This is a genomic window from Neptunomonas marina (assembly GCF_004005935.1).
Taxonomy (GTDB): Bacteria; Pseudomonadota; Gammaproteobacteria; order Pseudomonadales; family Balneatricaceae; genus Neptunomonas; species Neptunomonas marina.
The window spans coordinates 1-19,918 of the sequence record NZ_SACQ01000003.1; the positions used below are offsets into that span (position 1 = coordinate 1).

The following is a 19,918-nucleotide window of genomic DNA, read 5'->3' on the forward strand; positions in this document are numbered from 1 at the left end:
CGATGCCCTGTCGCTTGAGGGCATGATAAACACGTGGACTGCCGTATGTTTCACGGCTTTTACGAAAGATGTCTCGTATATACGCCAATAAGCGCCGATCTTGTTGCGCTCTTTTGCTCTGACTACGCCCACACCAAGCATAGAAACCACTGCGTGATACGCCCAGAAACCGGCACAGCATGTTGACCTTATAAAACCTTCTATAACGGTCTATGAACCTGAACTTTTCCGCTGTCTCTCCGCGAGAAATTGTTGCCACTTTTTTAGCAGATCATTCTCCGTTTTCAGCTGCTGGACCTGCTTTTCCAGCTGACGAATTCGTTCGTTTTCACTGACTGTACGCGGTTTTTTAACCAGCTTTTCCCGGTTGTCCGACACGATCTTTCCTTCTCGATATTCCTTTCGCCACCGAGACAACATGAAGGGGTGAATGCCGAGTGACTCCGCAACACCTTTCACGCTTGCCCCTTTTAAGTGACTCAGCTTAACAGCTTTAGACTTGAACTCATTGCTGTACTGTCGCGTCTTCTTTGGATTTTTATATGCTGGCACTGAACACCTCAACTCAATTAGATTGAGGTGTCCACTAAACCGGGGGAACTACACCAGTCCAACAACATGCGCTTGTTAGGTGCTTTTCTGGTGATAAATAATATTGCCGTCTGTGTCATAGACATCCTCATGTCGCATTATACGAGACATGAGTTCTTTCAACGACTCCGCTACCTTTAAACTATTACCGTCATCTGTCTCTACAACTACCACTCTCGGATTCACAGTTGAGTTACTGTAATCTAGGGCTAGCCACGTGTGACCATCACCTTCAATGGCAATGTGACTTGCGGGAAGGTCCCACTCCCAACCTGAGGTTGCAGAGTCATGAATAGAGTAATCTGCATTGGGGTTAATATTTGCAATATCACCAGTTGTATAGAAATCTTCGCCAAAATAGTAATTTATTGATTCATTATCACTCGGAGGGAGTTTAAATACGCTGCCATATTCTATTGATTGAAATAAAATGTACTCTTCAGGCAGTTCAAAGCCATACTTATCCTTGAAGTAATCAAATGAATCTTCAATGGAGTAAACACGATAATTTTCAACTTCTCGGAGTTCACCACATTCGGTGCACACAAAGTATGCAGTGCCATCAATAATGTCAGGGTTTTCGAGTTCTTTTCTGCAACATTTCATCGTAGAGTTCCGGACACCTAACGCCGCGCTCAGCCGCAGACAAAAATGGCGCTTGATTTGCCGGGTTTATGGCAAAACGAGTGACAGTTTTGCCTATCGGTTGCAGCGCCTTGTTAAACGTTACCAGCCCCATTTCAGCTTATCGTAAAGAGCGGCCAACTTCCTGAAATTACTGGCGTAGTTTGATTTTTTATAATCTATCTTTTCAATATTTTCTATCAGAAAGTTACCTAAAACATCTAAATCAATTTTTTCTCTTTCAAGAAACGGTATGTAGGCTGATGCATTTTCTGGAGTACATGAAGAAATGACATCTTCGATTGCCATATCTTTATACCTTGTCAAGAATGGCCTCTTATATTGGCTAACCTGAAATGATTCAAAGTTTCTTTTAACAATTTTATCAAGTCGTATTGATGATTCTTGATACTTTTCTTCAGAATCAATTCCAACAGAGCTTAGATATTTAAAGGCTGGAATATTTGGTGTATTTCTTGATAATCGCTGTAGAACATTATCGACAACTTGCTGGCTATCATAATCACCATTCTCAAAGACTAAATCATTGATAAGATCTTCAATTTCTATCGATGCATAACCTATTGGGGATGGCCCGACAATTTCTTGGTTAGCAACACCAACACCAACTAGAAATTCAACATCTTCCTTTGACTCAATTTCATCAATATCAACAACACAAATTTTCTTTTCTGGCTCTGAAGATTGAACTAGCTCATATAACTGCTCTTTACAGTATCTTAATACTCTTGCAGGAATTTTTCTTTTTGTTGCATCGATAGCTTCATATACATCGCTAAAGTCATTAGTTTTAACAAGGACTAGAGGTATTTGAACACCGTCAATTGTTAAGTATGTATCAGAAATATTCGGAGATTCATCTGGTGATAGCCTTTGCACAAATATTAAGTTTTTTCGTAACTGCTCAATATTATCCTTACCAATACATGAAGCTATAGCTCTAAGTAGGCTGCTAATATTTTCATCAGATATCGAATAACCCAAAAAGACTATTGGATGCTCAACAAATAACGTTATTAACTTTGCTGCCAAATAGGTGTTTTTCTCATTAAAATCATCATAATCTTCATTCGTCAAAATCAGCGATGAGGGCTCACTAGAGCAACCGTGAATTTTGTATATTTCCCCAATTTCCTGTGGATTAGAAAAAAGAAGCTCTTGTTGACCAATATACAGTTCATATTCCGGAAACAATTGCTCTAGAAAAAGATCCCAGTTTGTTGTTATTACTCCGTCCACATTCAAACTGGAAAGTAATTTAACTTCTTCTTTGTACTCTGAGTCAATTGCTATTGATTGATCTAAAGATGACAAGTAATTACATATTTCTATTCTCAAGGCTGATGTAGCGTCAGATATCTTGCTTTTATGCAACTCTACGCTTTCTTTATATTCTTCAGCAGTCCACCAGTATTCATTAAAATCTTCTGCTAATAGTCTTGCTACAGCTGGATAACTTCCATCAGCAGCTGCTAAATAGTATTCAAAGGGTTTACCTGTAACGCAAAACTTTTCAAGCAAGCCCTTCCAATCTTCTAGCTGTAGGTAGCGCCTAGAAAATCCTGATCCTACGAATAGAAACGGACCAGCCGATCTAGACTGAAAAATTTCTATAAGACTGTCCTTTATTTCCATATCTCTAATTCTCTAACTTAACTTTCTAAACGTTTAACAGTACAATTATGATGCCGTACCGGCATCATAATAATTATTAAAATGACTTCATTCTAATTCTGAGCAGCCAGTCAACTAATTTCTAACCTTTTGATATATTTAAACTTTTCCAACACCACCTTCCTTGTCGAAAAAATAGAGTGGCACGCCGCGCCATTAAATTCCGAAAATCGTGCTGCGCGGCTGACTAACGCACTGGTAAGGCAGTAGTAGATCAGAAACACCTTAATTAGCCAATAAAACCGTAGCGGTTTACCTAAGCTGGATCAAGCGGTATAGGTGGGTTTTGTGGGTTCGACTTGCGTCAGGGAGGTGTGAGGTGCACGGTGGTTAGAGTACAGCGCTCTTGTAACGGCCTGTTAACAAGAGCGCTGTGTCTGGAGGGGGTTAGTAGTATTTCAGTTCATCCACTTTGCCCCAGAAGACGCGATACGCGAAGGCGGTGTAACAGATGATGATTGGAACAACCACAATAGCGCCCCATAGGATGATGGTGAGTGACTCGGGCGCTGCGGCGGCATCCCAAATCGTCAATTGGCCGGGGACGATATATGGGAAGAAGCTAACGGCTAAGCCAAAGAAGCACAGCAGGAAGATCGCAACAGCCGATACAAAGGGCACCCAGCAGCTACGGTCTTGGGGTTTTGGCAGCTTATTAAGTACCGCATAGCTAAACGCGAACAACCCCATACACAGGATCGGTAGCGGCGCTAGGTATAGCACGTTCGGCCAGCTTAACCAGCGCTCGTATACGGTTGGGTTGATCCATGGGTTTACCACCGATACCGCGATGGTGCCGATCACTCCCAGCCAGATGGTGCGTTTGGCCCAGTTAATAGCGCGCTGCTGAAGATCGCCTTCGGTTTTCATCACCAACCAGCAGGCACCAATAAAGCTATAGGCCGCTGCAACGCCCAGCGCACTTAAGATGCTAAATGCGATCGCCGCCCCGCTCTTTTCAAACCCCATAACGTACATACCCAGCATGTAACCTTGGCTCAGTGCCGCTAGTAGAGATCCGATCTTAAATACGCGGTTCCATGTGGGTTTGTGGCCAAACGGGGCCTTGGCTCTAAAATCAAATGCAACGCCCCGCAGAATTAAGCTGATCAACAGAATAGCGGTTGGCATGTAGAGCTCGCGTAGGATCAAGCTGTGCGCCGGTGGGAAGGCGATTAGCAACAAGCCCACCGCCAGCACAAGCCAGGTTTCGTTGGCATCCCAAAACGGGCCAATCGATGCGATCATGCGGTCGTTGTGTTCGTCGTTATCGAGCGGTAGCAAGATGCCAACGCCTAAGTCGTAACCATCTAGCACCGCATACAAGATGACCGATAAACCCATTAAGCCGATAAAGATAATGGCTAATGTGTGTGCATCAAACATAGCTTTTTACCTCTTCGACGATAGCCTTGCCAATACGAGCCCGTGCATCAACAGCCTCTTCGGGGCGGATCTCTTCAATTTCAACGGCACGGCGCGCCATCACAAATAGTGTGTTTAGGTAGGCACCTAACAGCACCACATACAGGGTGCAGTACATCACCAGAGAGATCGCCACATTGCCGGGCGCAATGTCGGTGGCGGCTTGCTGTGTTGTTAACACGCCGCTTACCAACCAAGGCTGGCGGCCAATTTCAGTGACATACCAACCGGCAAGCGTTGCTACCCAGCCAGAAAAGCTCATAGCGACCACCAGCTTTAATACAGTGGGGCTAACCTGTTTTTCCCGTAGTAGCTGATAACTGCCCAACCACGCGGTTAGTATCATCAGAACGCCAATACCCACCATGACACGGAAGCCGTAAAACACGGGCGCAACCGGCGGATGGTTACCCTCAAAGTCGTTTAAGCCTTGTAGTTCGCCATCGATATCGTGTTTGAGAATCAGGCTGGCAAGGCCGGGAATACCAATCTCAAAGTGGTTTTCGCGAGTTTCCTCGTCTGGAATCGCAAATAGCAGCAGCGGAACACGGCTTTCGGTTTCCCAGATACCCTCCATCGCCGCGATCTTTTGTGGTTGGTGCTCCAATGTGTTGAGGCCGTGGAAGTCACCCACCAGCGCTTGCAAGGGCGCCAAAATGGCCGCAACAAAAAGCGCAACTTTCAACGTGAGCTTAGGTGCGCGTTTGTCATCACCTTTTAGTAAGCGATAAGCGCTGATACCTGCAATTAAGAAGGCGGCGGTCAAGGCCGATGCCATCACCATATGGGTAAGACGATAGGGAAAGGATGGGTTAAACACGATATCAAACCAGCTTGTGGCGTGGGCTACCCCATCGCGCATCTCAAAGCCCTGCGGGGTTTGCATCCACGAGTTCAGCGCCAGTATCCAAAATGCCGAAAGCGCGGTACCCACCGCAACAATCACGGTAGCAGCGGTATGCACACGGTTTGATACGCGGTTCATACCAAAGAGCATGATGCCTAAGAAGCCGGCCTCAAGGAAAAACGCGGTTAATACCTCATAGCCCAGCAAAGGCCCGGCGATGTTACCCACCGTTTCCATAAAACCTGGCCAGTTGGTACCAAACTGAAACGACATGGTAATGCCGCTCACAACACCCAGTGCAAAGGTCAGCGCAAAGATCTTCACCCAGAAGCGATAGGCCCGTAACCACACCGGATCGCCCGTTTGATTAAAGCGCACTTTGAAAAATACCAGAAACCAGCTCAACGCGATGGTTATGGTGGGAAATAGGATATGAAAGCTCACATTTGCGGCAAATTGAATCCGCGAGAGCATTAGAGTTTCTTCAAACATAATCCACCTCAAGATTAATGCTGAACAACTAGAGCGCCTGCATAACACAAGCACTCATGAAAAAGCGCTGTTGAGCCAGCAAACCGTGCATCTCTTATGCTCAGTTGCTAACTACACCTTCGACTTCGCAGCACAGCTACTCAGTTTTGGTTCAAATCGGCTCTTCCGTGAGAGGTGAGCAAAGCGTTCAACGCCCTACTCGCGTTTATGCTCCTCTGCCAAGTGTTAGTCGTCAGCTAGCCCTATAGCCGGTGATCTGCGCCGCTTATTCATTGCGTAGCGATCTATATCACTTGAGTTTTTATTTATGAATTTTCAGTATTTTCTGAAATCTTAGCATTTTATTGATCCATGTCAAATGTTTCATTGCACTCAACTTGACAGTCAACCATGCATAAACGCAGTCATACTCTTATGCGTATTCAATGAACAAAACTGGGGTAAATGCTGTGTCGGGGTAAGTCTTGAAGGTGCAAAGGCGAAGAAACAGAAACACACAGGCGCCATAAGAGGTGCCGCATACATAGGACAGAGAAGCACTCTGCCCTGTAATGCTTAGATAGATAAACGCATTAAATGAGGAAGCTTAGAAGTGACTAGCGGCCGAAATACTGATCAATCAATTGCGGCAGATGATCAAAGACTTGCTGTTCAAGATCGTCTATCGGTGTGTCGAGTGCTGCCAAGTACCGCTGCGCTTGATCCCGTGTTAGTAGGCGTGAACCGATACCGTAATCTAACTCGGGAAGGTTTTTATCGTCGCGCGGGCTTACATCCCACTTGATAAAGTCAGGAAACCGCGCTGCCAATTTCTGCTGCGCGACACCACTAAAGTCAACAACATGGTTAGCTCCCTGCGGCCCTAAACACCCAGCTTCTATGCGGAAAATAACGGTAATCTTCTTGTTATCTGGGAGCTGTGTCATGGTCAGTCCTTTGTTGGCTGGGTTTGAGTGGCCTGTTTATTATGCTTATAAGATATAAAAGGCTACGTTTTTTATGTAATTGTCTGATAAATATAGTTTTTACTAACCACTTTTCAAGCAACACTAGCTAACTTATTTACCTATTTTGTCTAGTTTGTGTCCTGTTTACCGCCACCAGCGGGTAACGGTCAGTTTACCAACCGACAAATCTCACTCAGCCCTATGCAGCACTACCGCATCCGACGTGTTTATGGCGAACACAACCAAACAATTAGCCCCATGCTTATATGCAGCAGCGCTCTTCAAGCGTTTTGTTTAAATCCACCCGCAGGTACAACACCCTATCACTGCCTATCGGCGTTTTTTTGCGCACTTATAAGTCACTCAACGCACCATAAAAACAAAGACTTAAAAGGCAATATTCTGGTTTTATATTTAATTTCTGAAGATCGATCAGCCAAGACCCCAGCCATTCACTCTTTGTTGGCTTAAAGTAACACCGAAGGGCCTTAAAAAGTGGACTATGATATAAGTTAAAAAGAACAATAGAGGTCGTTCCCGCTGTAGCCTCTTCACAATGGATTTGGAGAGCTGTATGCATCGCGTTACTGCGCGCCGCTGGATGTATTTATTCGTCACAGTTACCGCACTTGTTTTAGCAACCTTCGCGTCAAGGTTGGCTGCTGATACCACCGACTCCCCTCGTTTCAAAGATCAGCGCGTCCTGTTGATCTATTCGTATCATCCTACGTTCCCGACAGCACGACGCGTGTATGAGGGTATTCTGGCGGCCTTTCCGAAAGAGGATCACCCGCAGATCGATATCGAGTTCATGGATAGTAAACGCCACGTCAGTAACGAGTATCAAGCACTCTTTTTAGAGAGCTTGAGATACAAACTGGCCCAACGCCCTGCGTATGACATTGTTATGACAGCAGACGATAACGCCTTCAACCTGATCAAATCGTTCAAAGAGGAACTGTTTCCTGACACACCCATGGTTTTTCTCGGCGTCAATGACCGCCAAAGTGCTTTATCAGCCAACGCTGAACCACAAATAACAGGGGTGGTTGAGGCGGCGTCGATCGCGGGCACGATCCATTTAGCAGGTTCATTACGTCCTCAGATGAGCACACTTCATGTCATTGTCGATAGCACACCCAGCGGCCAAGCCGATTTAAAAACGCTGCTTGCGTTAGCGCCTCAGTTCCCAGGTAAGACGTTTAAAGTGCTGTCGTTGGCCGATTTAAGTTGGTCTGAACTGAGTGATGCCCTCCCTTATATCGATCAAAAAGATGCAATATTGCTGCTCTCGGCTTACCGAGATAGCAATCAAACACAGCTCTCTTTTGATGATGCACTCGAGTTGATTCTTACCAAGTCCCCCGTTCCGGTTTTTCACCTTTGGGAGCACGGCTTAGGAGACGGCATATTGGGTGGTTTGATCATTAGTCATTTCGAGCAAGGCAAGAAGGCAGCTCAAATCGCGCGCTATATCTTAACGGGAACATCCCCTGCGGCTATTCCGGTTGTCACAGAAAGCCCCAATATTACCGTTGTCGATGATCGCGTTATGCGCCGCTTTGATTTGAGTTACGCACCACTACCCGAAGCTACACAGGTGCGCTTCAAGCGCTCAACGCTATTTGAACGCTATGCTATTGAACTGGCAAGTGTTGGGTTTCTCTTCGGACTCATGTCGATATTCATCGCGTACTTGATACGCCAAAACCAACTGAGGACAAAACTATCCCGCACACTCGCTGAACAGAAGCACACGCTACGCGCCATATTAGACAACCTTGACGCCTGTGTTTACCTAAAAGATATGGAGGGCAACTATATCTTTGCCAACGCAGCGGTGCGGGAGGTTTTTCAGGTGCCTCTGGAGCATGTCGTAGGCTACGATGACTACGCGTTCTTCTCACCTTTGACCGCGCAAGAGATCATTCAAAATGATAAGAACGTACTTGATAGCGGACAAACACTGCGTGTCGAAGAGGTGAACACCTCCAAGGATGGTGGGCCGCCTCGAACCTACCGAAGCACAAAACTCCCACTCAAGAATGAGCAAGGTAATGTCTTTGCATTGTGTGGTATATCGGTCGATGTCACTGAGCAAAAGCAATATGAAGAACAGCTCAAGTTTATGGCCCACTATGACCAGCTGACTAAACTACCTAACCGATTGCTGTTTTCCGACCGGCTACAACAAGCTATTTTGCAGTGCCATCGCAATAATGAAGTGCTGGCTGTGATCTATATCGACCTTGATGGCTTTAAAGATATTAACGACCACCACGGCCATGAAACCGGCGATCTATTGCTCAAAGAGATCGCCCTCACCGGCCATCACATACTGCGCGAACAGGACACCTTCGCCCGCTTGGGTGGCGACGAATTTGTAGCGGTTTTAGTCGATATTCAAGAGCAAGCTCGCGCTATCGAGATCGCCAAACGCCTTATCAAGCTCATGGGCACACCGTTTTACATCAGCAACAAGCTGCTAAAAATTTCTGCAAGTATTGGCATTACTACCTATCCGCAAGAGGAGTCTTTAGACGCAGACCAATTGCTCCGTCAGGCAGACCAAGCGATGTACGCCGCGAAGACAAAGGGTAAAAATCGTTATCATTGCTTTGACTCCCAGATCGAGAAGCACATTATCCAGCGTGAGCAGCGACTAGACCGTATCCAAAAAGCGATTCGCGCCGGCGAACTCGTTCTGTACTATCAGCCGAAAGTGAATATGGCGACAGGGGAAGTGATCGGTTTAGAGGCGCTAGTACGTTGGCTGCATCCGGAACATGGTTTACTGCCTCCCGGAGACTTCCTGCCACTCATCGAGGGGCACTCACTGTCTATAGAGCTGGGCGATTGGGTGATCGCGCAAGCATTGGAGCAACTGGATCACTGGTACAAACAGGGGCTGGAGCTGAGTGTTAGCGTTAACGTCAGTAATATGCAGCTTGAACACGACCGGTTTGTTGAAAAGCTGCGCACCCAACTTGGTTATTACAACAACCTACCCAACAGCTTGCTACAGCTTGAGATTCTCGAAACGGGCGCGTTAGAGAACACCAATTTCGTATCGGCGACGATGAACGAATGTCGGCAGATGGGCCTACAGTTCGCCTTAGACGATTTTGGCACTGCTTACTCATCGTTAAGCCACCTCAAAAAACTGCCTGCTGCGTACCTTAAAATCGACCGCGGTTTCGTCAAAGATATTCTTGTGGATGCTGATGATAGAGCGATTCTTGAGGGTGTAATTAGCTTGGCCAATGCCTTCCAAATGAAATTGATCGCCGAGGGCATCGAGAGCGTTGAGCATGGCACAGCGCTGCTACAGTTGGGCTGCCAGCTCGCTCAAGGTTACGCCATTGCCCGCCCAATGCCTGCGGCCGATATAGCCGAGTGGCTACGCACGTGGAAACAACCCGCAGCGTGGCGCCAAGCCACCGTGAGCACGGCTAAAGAGGATCATATCGTTTAAACAACGACCGTTTAAGCCGCACGGGCTTCACGACCATGGTGAAGCCCTCCAGCGGGCCATACCGCATCGAATCGCGTGAATTACCGGCCCATGCAAAAGAGCCACCCATCAACAACCTGAGGTTTCAAGTTCCACTGCGTAAGGGGTAGTTGCTGTCGCTTGAAAATAACGGACATAGCAGTTAGTGGATTGCGGCGTTGGTGCAGGAGCATCACCCACAACGCTGCCATGGGTCACATCAATACCAGAACGGCCACTAATGCGGATCAGCTGATACACCCAATCATGTTCACTGTTGTTGCTGTTGCGTCCATACGGCTGGATATCCGCGTTAACGGCAGTGCGGATGCTCGAGAAGGCATTGGGGTAGCCGTAAACGGTATCAACGTTGCTACCATCAATGACGACGTTAGACGCGGCAAGGTGTGCTTTTTGCTCAATCACAAGTTGCGCATGCACCAGCGTAGCGGTTGTACTAAGCGTCCCTGCCATCGCGGTTAATACACTCTTGCGTGCATCATCCGTCACATCAATAAAGCGCGGTAATGCCACCGCCGACAACACACCGAGAAGCGCAATAACGACAACCAATTCAATGATGGTAAAACCTGCTTGCGCACGGTAGGTAGAAGATGAAAACTGCACAACGGCACTCCTTTGCATCGAAAATAATCCAAGCCAAGCTTGTAACGCCAAGTTTAGTCGATAAAACGATTATTTCTAGCCGCTTTATATGAACCAAAACTTAACTATCAAGATACCCTAATTGCGACGCTAGCCACCGTACAGCGCGGCCTGTAGCATCCCGCTTCCATAGTGCGTAAAGAGCATGCTGTTGGTTACCGGCCACTGTTGCAAGCTCAACTAATTCGCCCGTAGATAACGCGCCATCAACCAAACCACGGGGCAAATAACCACACCCCAATCCTGCTATCTGTGCGGCTATTTTTTGCTGCACGGTCGCAACGGATAAAACCGGCTGCTGATCCAACAAATTGCGAGTCAGAGGTGGTAAGTGTTGCGATGAATCACGCACCACAACAGCACGATGCTGCTTGATATCCTCTTCGCTAAGAGGCTGAAAACACCGCGCTAACGGATGAGAGGGCGCGACCATAAATGCCCATTCGATCGTCGCCACTTCTGCAAGCTCGAGCTGCCGATAAGGAAGTGTTGGCGCTGTTGAGCCAAAGGCGATATCCGCACGCCCCTCTGCCACCGCTTCCCATGTCCCCCCTAGCACCTCTTCATACAGATTGATCTCAATGGTTGGGCACTCCAGCATGAGATCGGCCACCAGCGGGAAGAGCTTCTCGACACCATAAACAGAGTCTACCGCGATATTCACACGCGACTCCCAGCCACTATCGACTTGGCGGCTCTGCTCCACCAGCCGATCTGCCGCTTCTAACAGCTGCCGACCTTGCTCAACCAATAGGCGTCCCGCTGGCGTTAGCACCGAACGGCGCCCTTCTCGCACAAACAAGGTAATGCCTAGATCTTCTTCCATCTTTTGCACGCTGTACGTCAGGGCAGATGGCACTTTGTAGAGGGCTGCTGCTGCGGCAGCGAAGCTACCTTTACGCTCGATGGCATCCAGCACTTCAAGTGCTTCCAGTGTGAGTCGTGTTGGCATAGCTAACCTTTTATTCAAATAGTTTGAATATTTTAGTCATTTTATTTCGATTTTTTAAAAAAACTAGCGGCATAGAATAAACAACATCGATAAAGCAGCCAGTTTGATGCGCTTTAACCCTTCAAATTTAGCGAATAAAAGGTGAACAACATGACCACTCTGACAACAACGAAAACACCCTCTGCCCACGTTGTAAAACGCATACTCACCAGCGATCAAAGCATCGGAAACTTAATGCTGCGCGTACCTGTGGGTATTGTGTTAGCGGCCCATGGTGCTCAAAAGCTCTTTGGTTGGTTTGGCGGTTATGGGATCGAAGGCACCGGCCAATGGATGGAGTCGGTTGGTTTTGCGCCAGGCGCCTTGATGGCATTTCTTGCCGGTAGTGCCGAGTTCTTCGGCGGGCTGGCGCTCATCCTTGGGCTGCTTACCCGCCCAGCCGCAGTTGTTGTCGCGTTTACCATGCTCATGGCCATGACGGTTCACCTAGGTAACGGGTTGTTCATTGCCAATAATGGCTACGAGTTTGCATTAACCCTGCTGGCGGCAAGCATCGCGCTTGCGATCAACGGCGGCGGCAAGTTCGCAGCTGACCATATCATTGCCAACAAAATACGATAAGCGGAGACGGTATTATGGGATTGTTAATCAACGGCGAATGGCATACAGACTGGTATGACACAGCTGCTTCCGGCGGCGAGTTTATCCGCCAAGATGCTCAGTTTCGCAATTGGATAGGGCCAGATGGCGACTACCCAGCCGAAGCGAACCGTTACCACCTCTATGTCTCTTTAGCGTGCCCGTGGGCACACCGCGCGCTGATTATCCGCGCAGCAAAGCAGCTTGAAGCGGTGATTGGTGTCACAGTGGTCAAGCCTGAGATGCTCGATAAAGGCTGGGAGTTACCCGCGCACAACGCAGGGCCCTTAGAAGATGCCGCCGTGCTCGCCGACATCTACCGCAAGGCCAAGCCAGACTACTCGGGCCGCGTTACAGTGCCAGTGCTTTGGGATAAGAAAACCGCAACCATTGTTAACAACGAGTCTGCCGAGATCATCCGGATGCTGAACAGCGCCTTCGATGCCTTTACGGATGTCAAAACGGATTACTATCCTACCGCGCTGCAAGCTAAGATCGATGCGCAAAACACCATCATTTACGATGCCATCAACAACGGCGTGTACAAAGCAGGTTTTGCAACGGATCAGCTCGTATACGAAAAGCATGTGACCCGTTTGTTTGAGGTGCTAGAAACCTTAGACAAGCAGCTCGGTGAGCAGCGCTACTTAGTGGGTGATCAGATTACCGAAGCCGATTGGCGCTTGTTTACCACCCTGATCCGCTTTGATGCGGTGTATGTTGGCCACTTCAAATGCAACCTCAAACGCATTGAGGAGTTCACACACCTGCCTCACTACCTGCGCGACCTGTACCAACAACCCGGCGTTGCTGCAACGGTAGACTTTGGACATATCAAAACCCATTACTACTACAGCCACGACATGATCAATCCAACCCGCATCGTGCCAACCGGGCCAGAGCTGGATTACAACCGCGTCCATAACCGCGCTCAGCTGTTTAGCGCTTAGGAGATAACCATGAGCACTTCACGTCATATTGATAAAATCTGGCCCGCAAGGGCTGTCACCGATGGCGATGGCGTGCGTATCAATCGCAATGCCAACGCCAAAGATATGCACACCTTTGACCCGTTCTTGCTGCTAGATGAGATGGTCTCTGACGATGCTAACGATTACATTGGTGGCTTCCCTGAGCATCCCCACCGTGGTTTTGAAACCGTCACCTACATGCTCGAGGGCCGTATGCAGCACCGCGACCATATGGGCAATACCGGCGAACTGGTTAGCGGCAGCGTACAGTGGATGACCGCAGGCCGAGGCGTGCTCCATTCAGAGATGCCACTGCAGGAGTCGGGGCGGTTACATGGATTCCAGCTATGGGTGAACCTGCCCGCAACAGAGAAGCTCTGTGAGCCAGCTTACCGCGAATTTCAACCCGAAGAGATCCCCACCGTTACGGCGGCAGGCGTAACCGCAAAAGTGATCGCAGGCCAACTGCAACTGTTAGAAAACGGGCAGCCAAGTATAAGTGCCACAGGCCCAGTGCAAGGTATATCGACAGCACCGGATTTTTTCGATATCCACCTGACAGAGGGCGCGGCGGTTACACTCAGCGTCGCTATGCAGAAAAAACTGCTTCTCTACGTCTATGAGGGAGATGCGCTGGTCGATGGAACAAAGGGCATCATGACACAGCAGATCGCAACCACAACCGCAGGCGATACGTTAACACTGAGCAGTAAAGCGGGCGGCAAGCTCTTGCTGCTCGCTGGGGAACCCATTAACGAGCCGATCTCACACTGGGGCCCCTTCGTAATGAACACGCCCCAAGAGATAGATCAAGCGTTGCAAGATATGCGCAACGGCACGCTTGTGCAGTGACAAGCAGCTTGCTAGCACAAACCAGATGAGGCGGCTACTCAACGAAATACTTAGCGAGCCTCATCCGTTTTCATTGCAGTTTCGTAACAGGGAAAACATCCAATACTACGAAAGGATCTGGCTATGATTTCCGCCGAAGCGAACGCTGTAAAAACACGTCTTATCGAATGTGGGCTTGAAACACCAACGATTCCGACAGACCTTTCTCAGGACGAGAAATACGCGCACATCAAAGAGCTGATGACGGGTGTTATGACGACATTAGGCCTTGATCTTTCTGACGACAGCCTACATGAAACACCCCACCGCATCGCTAAGATGTACGTTCATGAGCTGTTCGCAGGGCTGGATTACAGCAACTTCCCTGCCATCGCCATGATCGAAAATAAAATGGACGTTGACGAGATGGTCAAGGTGGACAAAATCAGCCTGGTTAGCTCGTGTGAGCACCACTTCGTCACCATCGACGGCACGGCGCGCGTCGCTTACATTCCCAATAAGAAAATTATTGGCCTATCGAAAATCAACCGATTGGTTCGCTTCTTTGCCCAGCGCCCTCAAGTGCAGGAGCGCCTAACAAAACAGGTGCTCATCGCGCTGCAAACGCTGCTCGAAACCGATAATGTCGCGGTCTCTATCCGTGCCACCCACTACTGCGTAAAAGCGCGTGGTGTGATGGATGTGAACTCGAAAACAGAAACCACTGCATTGGGCGGCTCGTTCAAAACTAACGAGCGTACACGCGCTGAATTCTTAGGTTAGGGATTGACGATGAAATTACAGCTATCAGATCTTGCGAACCTGCAACCGATTAAACGTGTTGTCATCCATTCGATAGATTGGATGATCTACCAAGTAACGGTCGAGATAGAAGGTAAAGAGCGCCTACTGTACGAAGATGAAAAGCCCCTCAGATTTCACAACATGATACAAATCAAAGAGTTGATGGAAACACTAAAGGTAGAAAGTTACGTATTGCGCCGTGATAACAGCGCTTATGATGAGATGGTCGGGCAACAATCTACAGACTTTAAAGACACGTTCGAAACCGCACTACCGTGGAAACAAGTCGTACCTGAAGTTCATTGATAGCGCCTACGGCGCTATCTCTTCCCCATCCCAGGCAAACACTTTGCCACTATCCTCCGCGATTAAATCAGAGATCACATCTAGCAAGTAGTTAGCAGACTGCTGCGGCGAAAATAACTTTTCTGGTTTGACATTGCGTTGAAACGGCGCGGATAGCTGAGTATCAACCGTACCTGGGTGCAACCCAACGATAACACAGTTAGGTTGCAACATTTTGCTGCCAATAGCCGCCGTTTTCAAAAACATATTCAGCGCACTTTTGCTGCTGCGGTAACTGTGCCAGCCGCCTAAGCGGTTATCAGAGATACTACCAACACGCGCAGAAAGCACCCCAAACACGGAACGCGTGTCGCTGCGCATATGCGGCAAAATCGCCTTCGCTAGCAGCATAGGCGCAATAGCGTTAATCTGGAAAACGCGCTGCAAACTGTCTTGCGAGAGCTGCTTGAGTGCCTTTTCAGGCCGCAAGTTACCATCATGCAGCAGCCCGCTTGCCACCACGACTAAGTCAATCGGTGTATCGCGCAACGTTTTACCGGCCTGCTCGATACTCGCTTCCTTTTCCAAGTCCACAAAGCCATGGATAACCCGTTCACTACAAAGGGCGGCATGAGCATTACCAGTACAGCGTGAGAACGCAAATATTTGAGCAACACGAGGTTCGTCGAGTAGTGCCTCAATAAGCGCATTACCGATTCCCCCCGTGGCACCAACCACCACCACGTTCATCTGCGATGAGAAATTATTAAATCTATTCATGGTGCCTGTTACGTATCTGAAAGAAAGAGAGATCATATTCAGAGTAGCCAACGTAAGAGACAATGCAATGACAGCCGCAACAACTGACACCCACATCACGGTCTTCTTCGATGGAAGCTGCCCTTTGTGTAAAAAAGAGATCGACCACTATCAGCGTATCGCAAAGCCCAGCACACCCATCACATGGGTGGATATCAGTGCACCTGATACCGAATTCAGCAAACTACCCTTTACGTTTGAACAAGCGATGCGCGAGCTGCATATCCTCGACAGCCACGGCAACATCATTAAAGGAGCTTATAGCTTTGTGGAAATCTGGCACCGACTGCCCCACTATCGCTGGCTAGGCAAGTTGATCAGTACAACGGGGGTTACCCCTATTTTGGAGTATGGCTATCAGAAGTTTGCAGCCTGGCGCGCGAGTCGCCAGTGCAAGGAAGGGGTTTGCCGACGATAACTAGTTAACCCGGTAAGGGTTACTCATGGTGATATAGTCGCTAACTAGAAAGGGGTGAACGTTAACAAGTTCGCCGGTAATATCTGACTCCACAACGAAGCTGAGATTACCCGTCTGAGCTTCGGTCTTTGCGACAACTTCATACGGCTTATCCGCCAGCAGCTGCACCACACCATCTTGAACAAAATTAACTTCAATAGAGATTTTGTCGCCCTCTTTGAGAGTCAGCCAGATGAATTCAGAATCCACCAGCAGATTCTCAACCTCAGCGATCACGACTCATTCCCCGCCAGTAAACCATAGCGAATGGCCAACTGAGTGAGCTCGGCATTACGTTTAACACCCAGCTTACGCATGATATTTGAGCGGTGTGCATGAACTGTTTTTGGACTAAGGCACTTCTCGTTTGCGATCTCGGAGACGCTTTTGCCCTCAGCCAAGAGCGTGAAGATCTGCAGCTCGCGACTAGTTAGCTGTTTAAGTGGGCTGTCACTACCATCATCATTCAAAACCTGACGGATGCTTTCAGAGAAGTATTCCCCACCTTTCGCGACGCTAAGCAGCGCCTGAACCAGCTCGTCGGGCGCACAGTTTTTTGTCAGGTAGCCTTTGACACCCGATTTAACCAAATTCGTGGGATATGGCGCAGCGCCCCAAACCGTAAGTACAATCACCTTAGCGGTCGCGTCGAAGCTAAGAATACGGCGCACCGCTTCAATGCCACCTTGCGCACTGGCAGATTCGTCGCTTTCAGCACTGACCGGCATATTGAGATCCATAATCACAACATCCGGCGCGCAGCGTTTAAATACATCAAACGCCTCTTGGCTGTTATTCGCTTCAGCGACGACTTCGATCTCGGGGTGACGATCCAACAGCTGCTGGAAACCCGCACGCACCACTTCATGATCATCGACAAGCAGAACTTTAATAGAACTCATATTAATCAGTATAACAACTCGAGCTTATATACGCCGGAATTATGAAGGAGCCGACATCAATTATCCACCAATTTCAGCTCGGAATCTGCGCCAGTGTAGACACCATCCGTGTCAATATCGAACGCATAAACAGAGGCCTGGCTCAGATCGGAAAAGCTTGCGGGATAAGCGACTAGCTCATCGCTGTAGCCCACCAGCCGCACACCTTCGCGCTTGCAATGGGAGAGCACTTTTTCGAGCGCTCGAATCACCGCCATTTGGCGGTCGTTAAAATCACCTTCCTCTATCTCATTACGATGCTTGCCCACCACTTGGCGCTTGATGTAACCATCCTCATCAAGCAGCTGGATAGAAACGCCCGTGAGTTGCTCCTTCACCACCAGAATTTTCGCCTTCTGGAATGCAGTTTCTGAGTGCAAACATAGGGCATCGCCAACGGAACATGAGCGCAACGCCTCTAGAATCACTCCGGCACTGGGGTCGGCAGGTAGATCTATCTCCATGGCATCCTCTGGGGGCTAGATAAGAACATGATTTCTAAGCCTTACTTTTTGCCAGAGAAAGGGCTTTTTTGCAATCCGCTAACGCAGCTTGCGCATCCTCATAACGTGCATCTTGCTGCGCGATCACCAGCTCTAGGCGGTGCTGCTGCTTGATGGCATCCAGCTCGGCACTTTTCAGCGCTGCCACAAGCTCACCATTTTCTTTAGATTTTTTATCAATAAGATCTTCTAGATATTTGATTTTATTGTCTTTAACCTGAAGTTCAACTTTAAGATCAAACATGGCATCTGTGTCAGATGTGGGCATTTTTTGATTAGCCTGAACCCACTGCTCTTGCTTTAGCTGGCGGCTCAGATCTGCGCACTTAGCATCTGCTTTTACCAGAGCCGTTTCGGTTTGTAACAGCTGGCGCTGATATTGAGCGCCCTCTTCTATCGCTTGATCATACCGCTGCATCAGCTCATGATGCTGGTTTTGCTGCACTGACAGCTGCTGCTTTAGCTGCTTGATCTCGTCGGCGTCCGCTTGGCGCTGGGCCGCAACCACATCACTGGCCTCATTCAATCGCTGTTGATAACGAAACTCAGCATTCGCAAGCGCCTCATCCCAAAGCTTGTTTGCCGCACCCAATACCGCATCCGGTAACTCAGGGTGAGAGTTGCGCCGTGTTAGCCGCTCCGATAACGATTGCCACCAGCCATTTAACGCGCTATTGATCGTCGTAAGACTGCCACTCCCGAGCTGATCGCGCACATTTTGCTGGGTTGGTCGAATGCCCTGAGCCAACAACTCATCGGCTACCTGATAGACTTTTTCGCGTGTCGATGATCGATTATTCATACTAATAATATGTAATATGTATTATTTGATACGATTAATTATGTATCGACCGAGCGTTTTATGCAATCTTGTGGTCACAGCAAAAAGCACTGTCTTAATTTGCTGTAATCTACAAAGGAGCACACTATGGCTATACGCATCGCGATTAATGGATACGGCCGCATAGGGCGCAACATTCTAAGAGCGCTATATGAAGGACAGCACCGCCACGATATAGAGGTCATCGCTATTAACGATTTAGGTAACAGCGAGGCCAACGCCCACCTTACCCAATATGATTCTGTGCATGGTCGCTTTCCTCATCAGGTACGCGCCGAACACGACCGCATTTTTATTGATACCGATGAGATCCTGACCTTCGCCGAAAAAGATCCAGAACATCTCAATTGGGACGCCCTGGATATCGATATCGTGTTTGAATGCACAGGCCGTTTCACTTCACGGGAAGCTGCGTCTGTTCATCTAGCCCAAGGCGCAAAGCAGGTACTAATATCTGCACCTGCCAAGGGCGTTGATGCAACCATCGTCTACGGGGTCAACCACCATCAGTTGAAAGCGTCCGATCAGATTGTTTCCAACGCTTCGTGCACAACCAACTGCTTAGCGCCACTGGCCAAAGTGTTACACGATACGGTCGGGATAAAATCAGGCATCATGACGACTATCCATGCCTACACCAACGACCAGCACTTAACTGACCTTTATACCGACGACATCTATCGCGCGCGCTCTGCCACCTTATCGATGATCCCCACCCGAACAGGTGCAGCCGAGGCCGTTGGGTTAGTGCTCCCCGAGCTTGATGGCAAGCTCTCAGGGCTAGCAGTACGGGTGCCCACTGCCAACGTATCCCTAGTGGATTTGAGCTTTACCCCCGTTACCACGCCAACCGTGGAGGAGATCAACGCAGCGATGCAGGCCGCCAGTGAAACACAGCTCAAAGGCATATTGGAGTGCAACAGCCTGCCGCTTGTCTCCATAGACTTTAATCATCATCCAGCGTCGTGCATTTTCGATACGCAGTTGACCCGCGTAGAGGAAGGGCTTGTAAAAGTGTTCGCTTGGTACGATAACGAGTGGGGTTTCTCTAATCGGATGCTAGATACCGCCCTCGCGATGCGCCGCGCTAGCTAA

At 48.6% G+C, this 19,918-nt stretch carries 22 protein-coding genes; 8 read left to right on the forward strand and 14 right to left on the reverse strand.

The features are described from left to right. The 7 genes from EOE65_RS18390 to EOE65_RS07565 form a co-directional block, all read right to left on the reverse strand. Window positions 1-181, reverse strand: a 181-nt coding sequence (locus EOE65_RS18390) for an IS3 family transposase (protein WP_164847044.1), incomplete at its 3' end; no start/stop codon positions are given. A 29-nt stretch (window positions 182-210) separates the two neighbouring features. Further along, the gene (locus EOE65_RS07540) at window positions 211-552 is read right to left on the reverse strand and encodes a transposase (protein ID WP_164847045.1); all 342 of its coding nucleotides are present in this window, start codon (window positions 550-552) and stop codon (window positions 211-213) included. A gap of 75 nt (window positions 553-627) precedes the next feature. Further along, on the reverse strand, window positions 628-1,197 hold the full coding sequence (locus EOE65_RS07545) for an SMI1/KNR4 family protein (RefSeq protein ID WP_127693708.1): 570 nt from the start codon (window positions 1,195-1,197) through the stop codon (window positions 628-630). A 120-nt stretch (window positions 1,198-1,317) separates the two neighbouring features. Next, window positions 1,318-2,871, reverse strand: coding sequence for an SIR2 family protein (locus EOE65_RS07550; protein WP_127693709.1), 1,554 nt, complete (start codon window positions 2,869-2,871; stop codon window positions 1,318-1,320). 426 nt (window positions 2,872-3,297) lie between these two features. Beyond that, on the reverse strand, window positions 3,298-4,296 hold the full coding sequence (cydB, locus tag EOE65_RS07555) for a cytochrome d ubiquinol oxidase subunit II (protein WP_127693710.1): 999 nt from the start codon (window positions 4,294-4,296) through the stop codon (window positions 3,298-3,300). Then, window positions 4,289-5,674, reverse strand: coding sequence for a cytochrome ubiquinol oxidase subunit I (locus EOE65_RS07560; protein WP_127693711.1), 1,386 nt, complete (start codon window positions 5,672-5,674; stop codon window positions 4,289-4,291). Before EOE65_RS07560 ends, cydB begins: the two co-directional genes overlap by 8 nt. 596 nt (window positions 5,675-6,270) lie before the next feature. Beyond that, window positions 6,271-6,600 carry a hypothetical protein gene (locus EOE65_RS07565; RefSeq protein ID WP_127693712.1) on the reverse strand — a complete coding sequence of 110 codons (330 nt, stop codon included), beginning with the start codon at window positions 6,598-6,600 and terminating at the stop codon, window positions 6,271-6,273. 595 nt (window positions 6,601-7,195) lie between these two features. Here EOE65_RS07565 and EOE65_RS07570 point away from each other — a divergent pair. After that, the gene (locus EOE65_RS07570) at window positions 7,196-10,096 is read left to right on the forward strand and encodes an ABC transporter substrate binding protein (RefSeq protein WP_164847046.1); all 2,901 of its coding nucleotides are present in this window, start codon (window positions 7,196-7,198) and stop codon (window positions 10,094-10,096) included. Between the two features lie 108 nt (window positions 10,097-10,204). On the opposite strand, the gene EOE65_RS18310 is transcribed toward EOE65_RS07570, so the two are convergent. Both EOE65_RS18310 and EOE65_RS07580 read right to left on the reverse strand, forming a co-directional pair. Beyond that, a complete protein-coding gene (locus tag EOE65_RS18310) occupies window positions 10,205-10,741 on the reverse strand; it encodes a type II secretion system protein (protein ID WP_164847047.1) in 537 nt (178 codons plus the stop codon). A gap of 100 nt (window positions 10,742-10,841) precedes the next feature. Then, the gene (locus EOE65_RS07580; protein ID WP_127693715.1) at window positions 10,842-11,732 is read right to left on the reverse strand and encodes a LysR substrate-binding domain-containing protein; all 891 of its coding nucleotides are present in this window, start codon (window positions 11,730-11,732) and stop codon (window positions 10,842-10,844) included. Window positions 11,733-11,882: 150 nt separating this feature from the next. Here EOE65_RS07580 and EOE65_RS07585 point away from each other — a divergent pair, with 150 nt between their 5' ends. The 5 genes from EOE65_RS07585 to EOE65_RS07605 all read left to right on the forward strand — a co-directional run bounded on the left by EOE65_RS07585 (window position 11,883) and on the right by EOE65_RS07605 (window position 15,283). Then, window positions 11,883-12,353 carry a DoxX family protein gene (locus tag EOE65_RS07585; RefSeq protein WP_127693716.1) on the forward strand — a complete coding sequence of 157 codons (471 nt, stop codon included), beginning with the start codon at window positions 11,883-11,885 and terminating at the stop codon, window positions 12,351-12,353. Between the two features lie 14 nt (window positions 12,354-12,367). Continuing rightward, complete coding sequence (locus EOE65_RS07590) at window positions 12,368-13,321, forward strand: glutathione S-transferase family protein (protein WP_127693717.1); 954 nt, start codon at window positions 12,368-12,370, stop codon at window positions 13,319-13,321. Between the two features lie 9 nt (window positions 13,322-13,330). Further along, the gene (locus tag EOE65_RS07595) at window positions 13,331-14,194 is read left to right on the forward strand and encodes a pirin family protein (protein ID WP_127693718.1); all 864 of its coding nucleotides are present in this window, start codon (window positions 13,331-13,333) and stop codon (window positions 14,192-14,194) included. A 123-nt stretch (window positions 14,195-14,317) separates the two neighbouring features. Further along, window positions 14,318-14,956, forward strand: coding sequence for a GTP cyclohydrolase I FolE (folE, locus tag EOE65_RS07600; protein WP_127693719.1), 639 nt, complete (start codon window positions 14,318-14,320; stop codon window positions 14,954-14,956). A 9-nt stretch (window positions 14,957-14,965) separates the two neighbouring features. Beyond that, window positions 14,966-15,283 carry a DUF6482 family protein gene (locus tag EOE65_RS07605; RefSeq protein ID WP_127693720.1) on the forward strand — a complete coding sequence of 106 codons (318 nt, stop codon included), beginning with the start codon at window positions 14,966-14,968 and terminating at the stop codon, window positions 15,281-15,283. Between the two features lie 6 nt (window positions 15,284-15,289). Here EOE65_RS07605 and EOE65_RS07610 read toward each other — a convergent pair whose 3' ends face one another. Next, window positions 15,290-16,042 carry an SDR family NAD(P)-dependent oxidoreductase gene (locus EOE65_RS07610; protein ID WP_240656942.1) on the reverse strand — a complete coding sequence of 251 codons (753 nt, stop codon included), beginning with the start codon at window positions 16,040-16,042 and terminating at the stop codon, window positions 15,290-15,292. Window positions 16,043-16,109: 67 nt separating this feature from the next. On the opposite strand from EOE65_RS07610, the gene EOE65_RS07615 reads away from it, so the two are divergent. Further along, complete coding sequence (locus EOE65_RS07615) at window positions 16,110-16,499, forward strand: thiol-disulfide oxidoreductase DCC family protein (protein WP_164847048.1); 390 nt, start codon at window positions 16,110-16,112, stop codon at window positions 16,497-16,499. On the opposite strand, the gene EOE65_RS07620 is transcribed toward EOE65_RS07615, so the two are convergent. Genes EOE65_RS07620 through EOE65_RS07635 form a run of 4 tightly spaced genes read right to left on the reverse strand, consistent with a single transcriptional unit; the run spans window position 16,500 to window position 18,784 of the window. Continuing rightward, the gene (locus tag EOE65_RS07620; protein ID WP_127693722.1) at window positions 16,500-16,775 is read right to left on the reverse strand and encodes a hypothetical protein; all 276 of its coding nucleotides are present in this window, start codon (window positions 16,773-16,775) and stop codon (window positions 16,500-16,502) included. Next, window positions 16,772-17,440: a response regulator gene (locus EOE65_RS07625; RefSeq protein WP_127693723.1), complete on the reverse strand. Its 669-nt coding sequence runs from the start codon at window positions 17,438-17,440 to the stop codon at window positions 16,772-16,774. Before EOE65_RS07625 ends, EOE65_RS07620 begins: the two co-directional genes overlap by 4 nt. Before the next feature lie 56 nt (window positions 17,441-17,496). Further along, window positions 17,497-17,943: a response regulator gene (locus EOE65_RS07630; RefSeq protein ID WP_240656943.1), complete on the reverse strand. Its 447-nt coding sequence runs from the start codon at window positions 17,941-17,943 to the stop codon at window positions 17,497-17,499. Window positions 17,944-17,977: 34 nt separating this feature from the next. After that, window positions 17,978-18,784, reverse strand: coding sequence for a DNA-binding protein (locus EOE65_RS07635; protein ID WP_127693724.1), 807 nt, complete (start codon window positions 18,782-18,784; stop codon window positions 17,978-17,980). A 126-nt stretch (window positions 18,785-18,910) separates the two neighbouring features. Between EOE65_RS07635 and gap the strand changes: the two genes are divergently transcribed. Further along, window positions 18,911-19,918, forward strand: a complete 1,008-nt coding sequence (gene gap / locus EOE65_RS07640; protein WP_127693725.1) for a type I glyceraldehyde-3-phosphate dehydrogenase — start codon at window positions 18,911-18,913, stop codon at window positions 19,916-19,918.

Coding starts and splice junctions, on each gene's coding strand:
- EOE65_RS07545 (WP_127693708.1), bottom strand. CDS start 1,197: ATGAAATGTTGCAGAAAAGAACTCGAAAACCCTGACATTATTGATGGC.
- EOE65_RS07550 (WP_127693709.1), bottom strand. CDS start 2,871: ATGGAAATAAAGGACAGTCTTATAGAAATTTTTCAGTCTAGATCGGCT.
- cydB (WP_127693710.1), bottom strand. CDS start 4,296: ATGTTTGATGCACACACATTAGCCATTATCTTTATCGGCTTAATGGGT.
- EOE65_RS07560 (WP_127693711.1), bottom strand. CDS start 5,674: ATGTTTGAAGAAACTCTAATGCTCTCGCGGATTCAATTTGCCGCAAAT.
- EOE65_RS07565 (WP_127693712.1), bottom strand. CDS start 6,600: ATGACACAGCTCCCAGATAACAAGAAGATTACCGTTATTTTCCGCATA.
- EOE65_RS07570 (WP_164847046.1), top strand. CDS start 7,196: ATGCATCGCGTTACTGCGCGCCGCTGGATGTATTTATTCGTCACAGTT.
- EOE65_RS07580 (WP_127693715.1), bottom strand. CDS start 11,732: ATGCCAACACGACTCACACTGGAAGCACTTGAAGTGCTGGATGCCATC.
- EOE65_RS07585 (WP_127693716.1), top strand. CDS start 11,883: ATGACCACTCTGACAACAACGAAAACACCCTCTGCCCACGTTGTAAAA.
- EOE65_RS07590 (WP_127693717.1), top strand. CDS start 12,368: ATGGGATTGTTAATCAACGGCGAATGGCATACAGACTGGTATGACACA.
- EOE65_RS07595 (WP_127693718.1), top strand. CDS start 13,331: ATGAGCACTTCACGTCATATTGATAAAATCTGGCCCGCAAGGGCTGTC.
- folE (WP_127693719.1), top strand. CDS start 14,318: ATGATTTCCGCCGAAGCGAACGCTGTAAAAACACGTCTTATCGAATGT.
- EOE65_RS07605 (WP_127693720.1), top strand. CDS start 14,966: ATGAAATTACAGCTATCAGATCTTGCGAACCTGCAACCGATTAAACGT.
- EOE65_RS07610 (WP_240656942.1), bottom strand. CDS start 16,042: ATGAATAGATTTAATAATTTCTCATCGCAGATGAACGTGGTGGTGGTT.
- EOE65_RS07615 (WP_164847048.1), top strand. CDS start 16,110: ATGACAGCCGCAACAACTGACACCCACATCACGGTCTTCTTCGATGGA.
- EOE65_RS07625 (WP_127693723.1), bottom strand. CDS start 17,440: ATGAGTTCTATTAAAGTTCTGCTTGTCGATGATCATGAAGTGGTGCGT.
- EOE65_RS07630 (WP_240656943.1), bottom strand. CDS start 17,943: ATGGAGATAGATCTACCTGCCGACCCCAGTGCCGGAGTGATTCTAGAG.
- EOE65_RS07635 (WP_127693724.1), bottom strand. CDS start 18,784: ATGAATAATCGATCATCGACACGCGAAAAAGTCTATCAGGTAGCCGAT.
- gap (WP_127693725.1), top strand. CDS start 18,911: ATGGCTATACGCATCGCGATTAATGGATACGGCCGCATAGGGCGCAAC.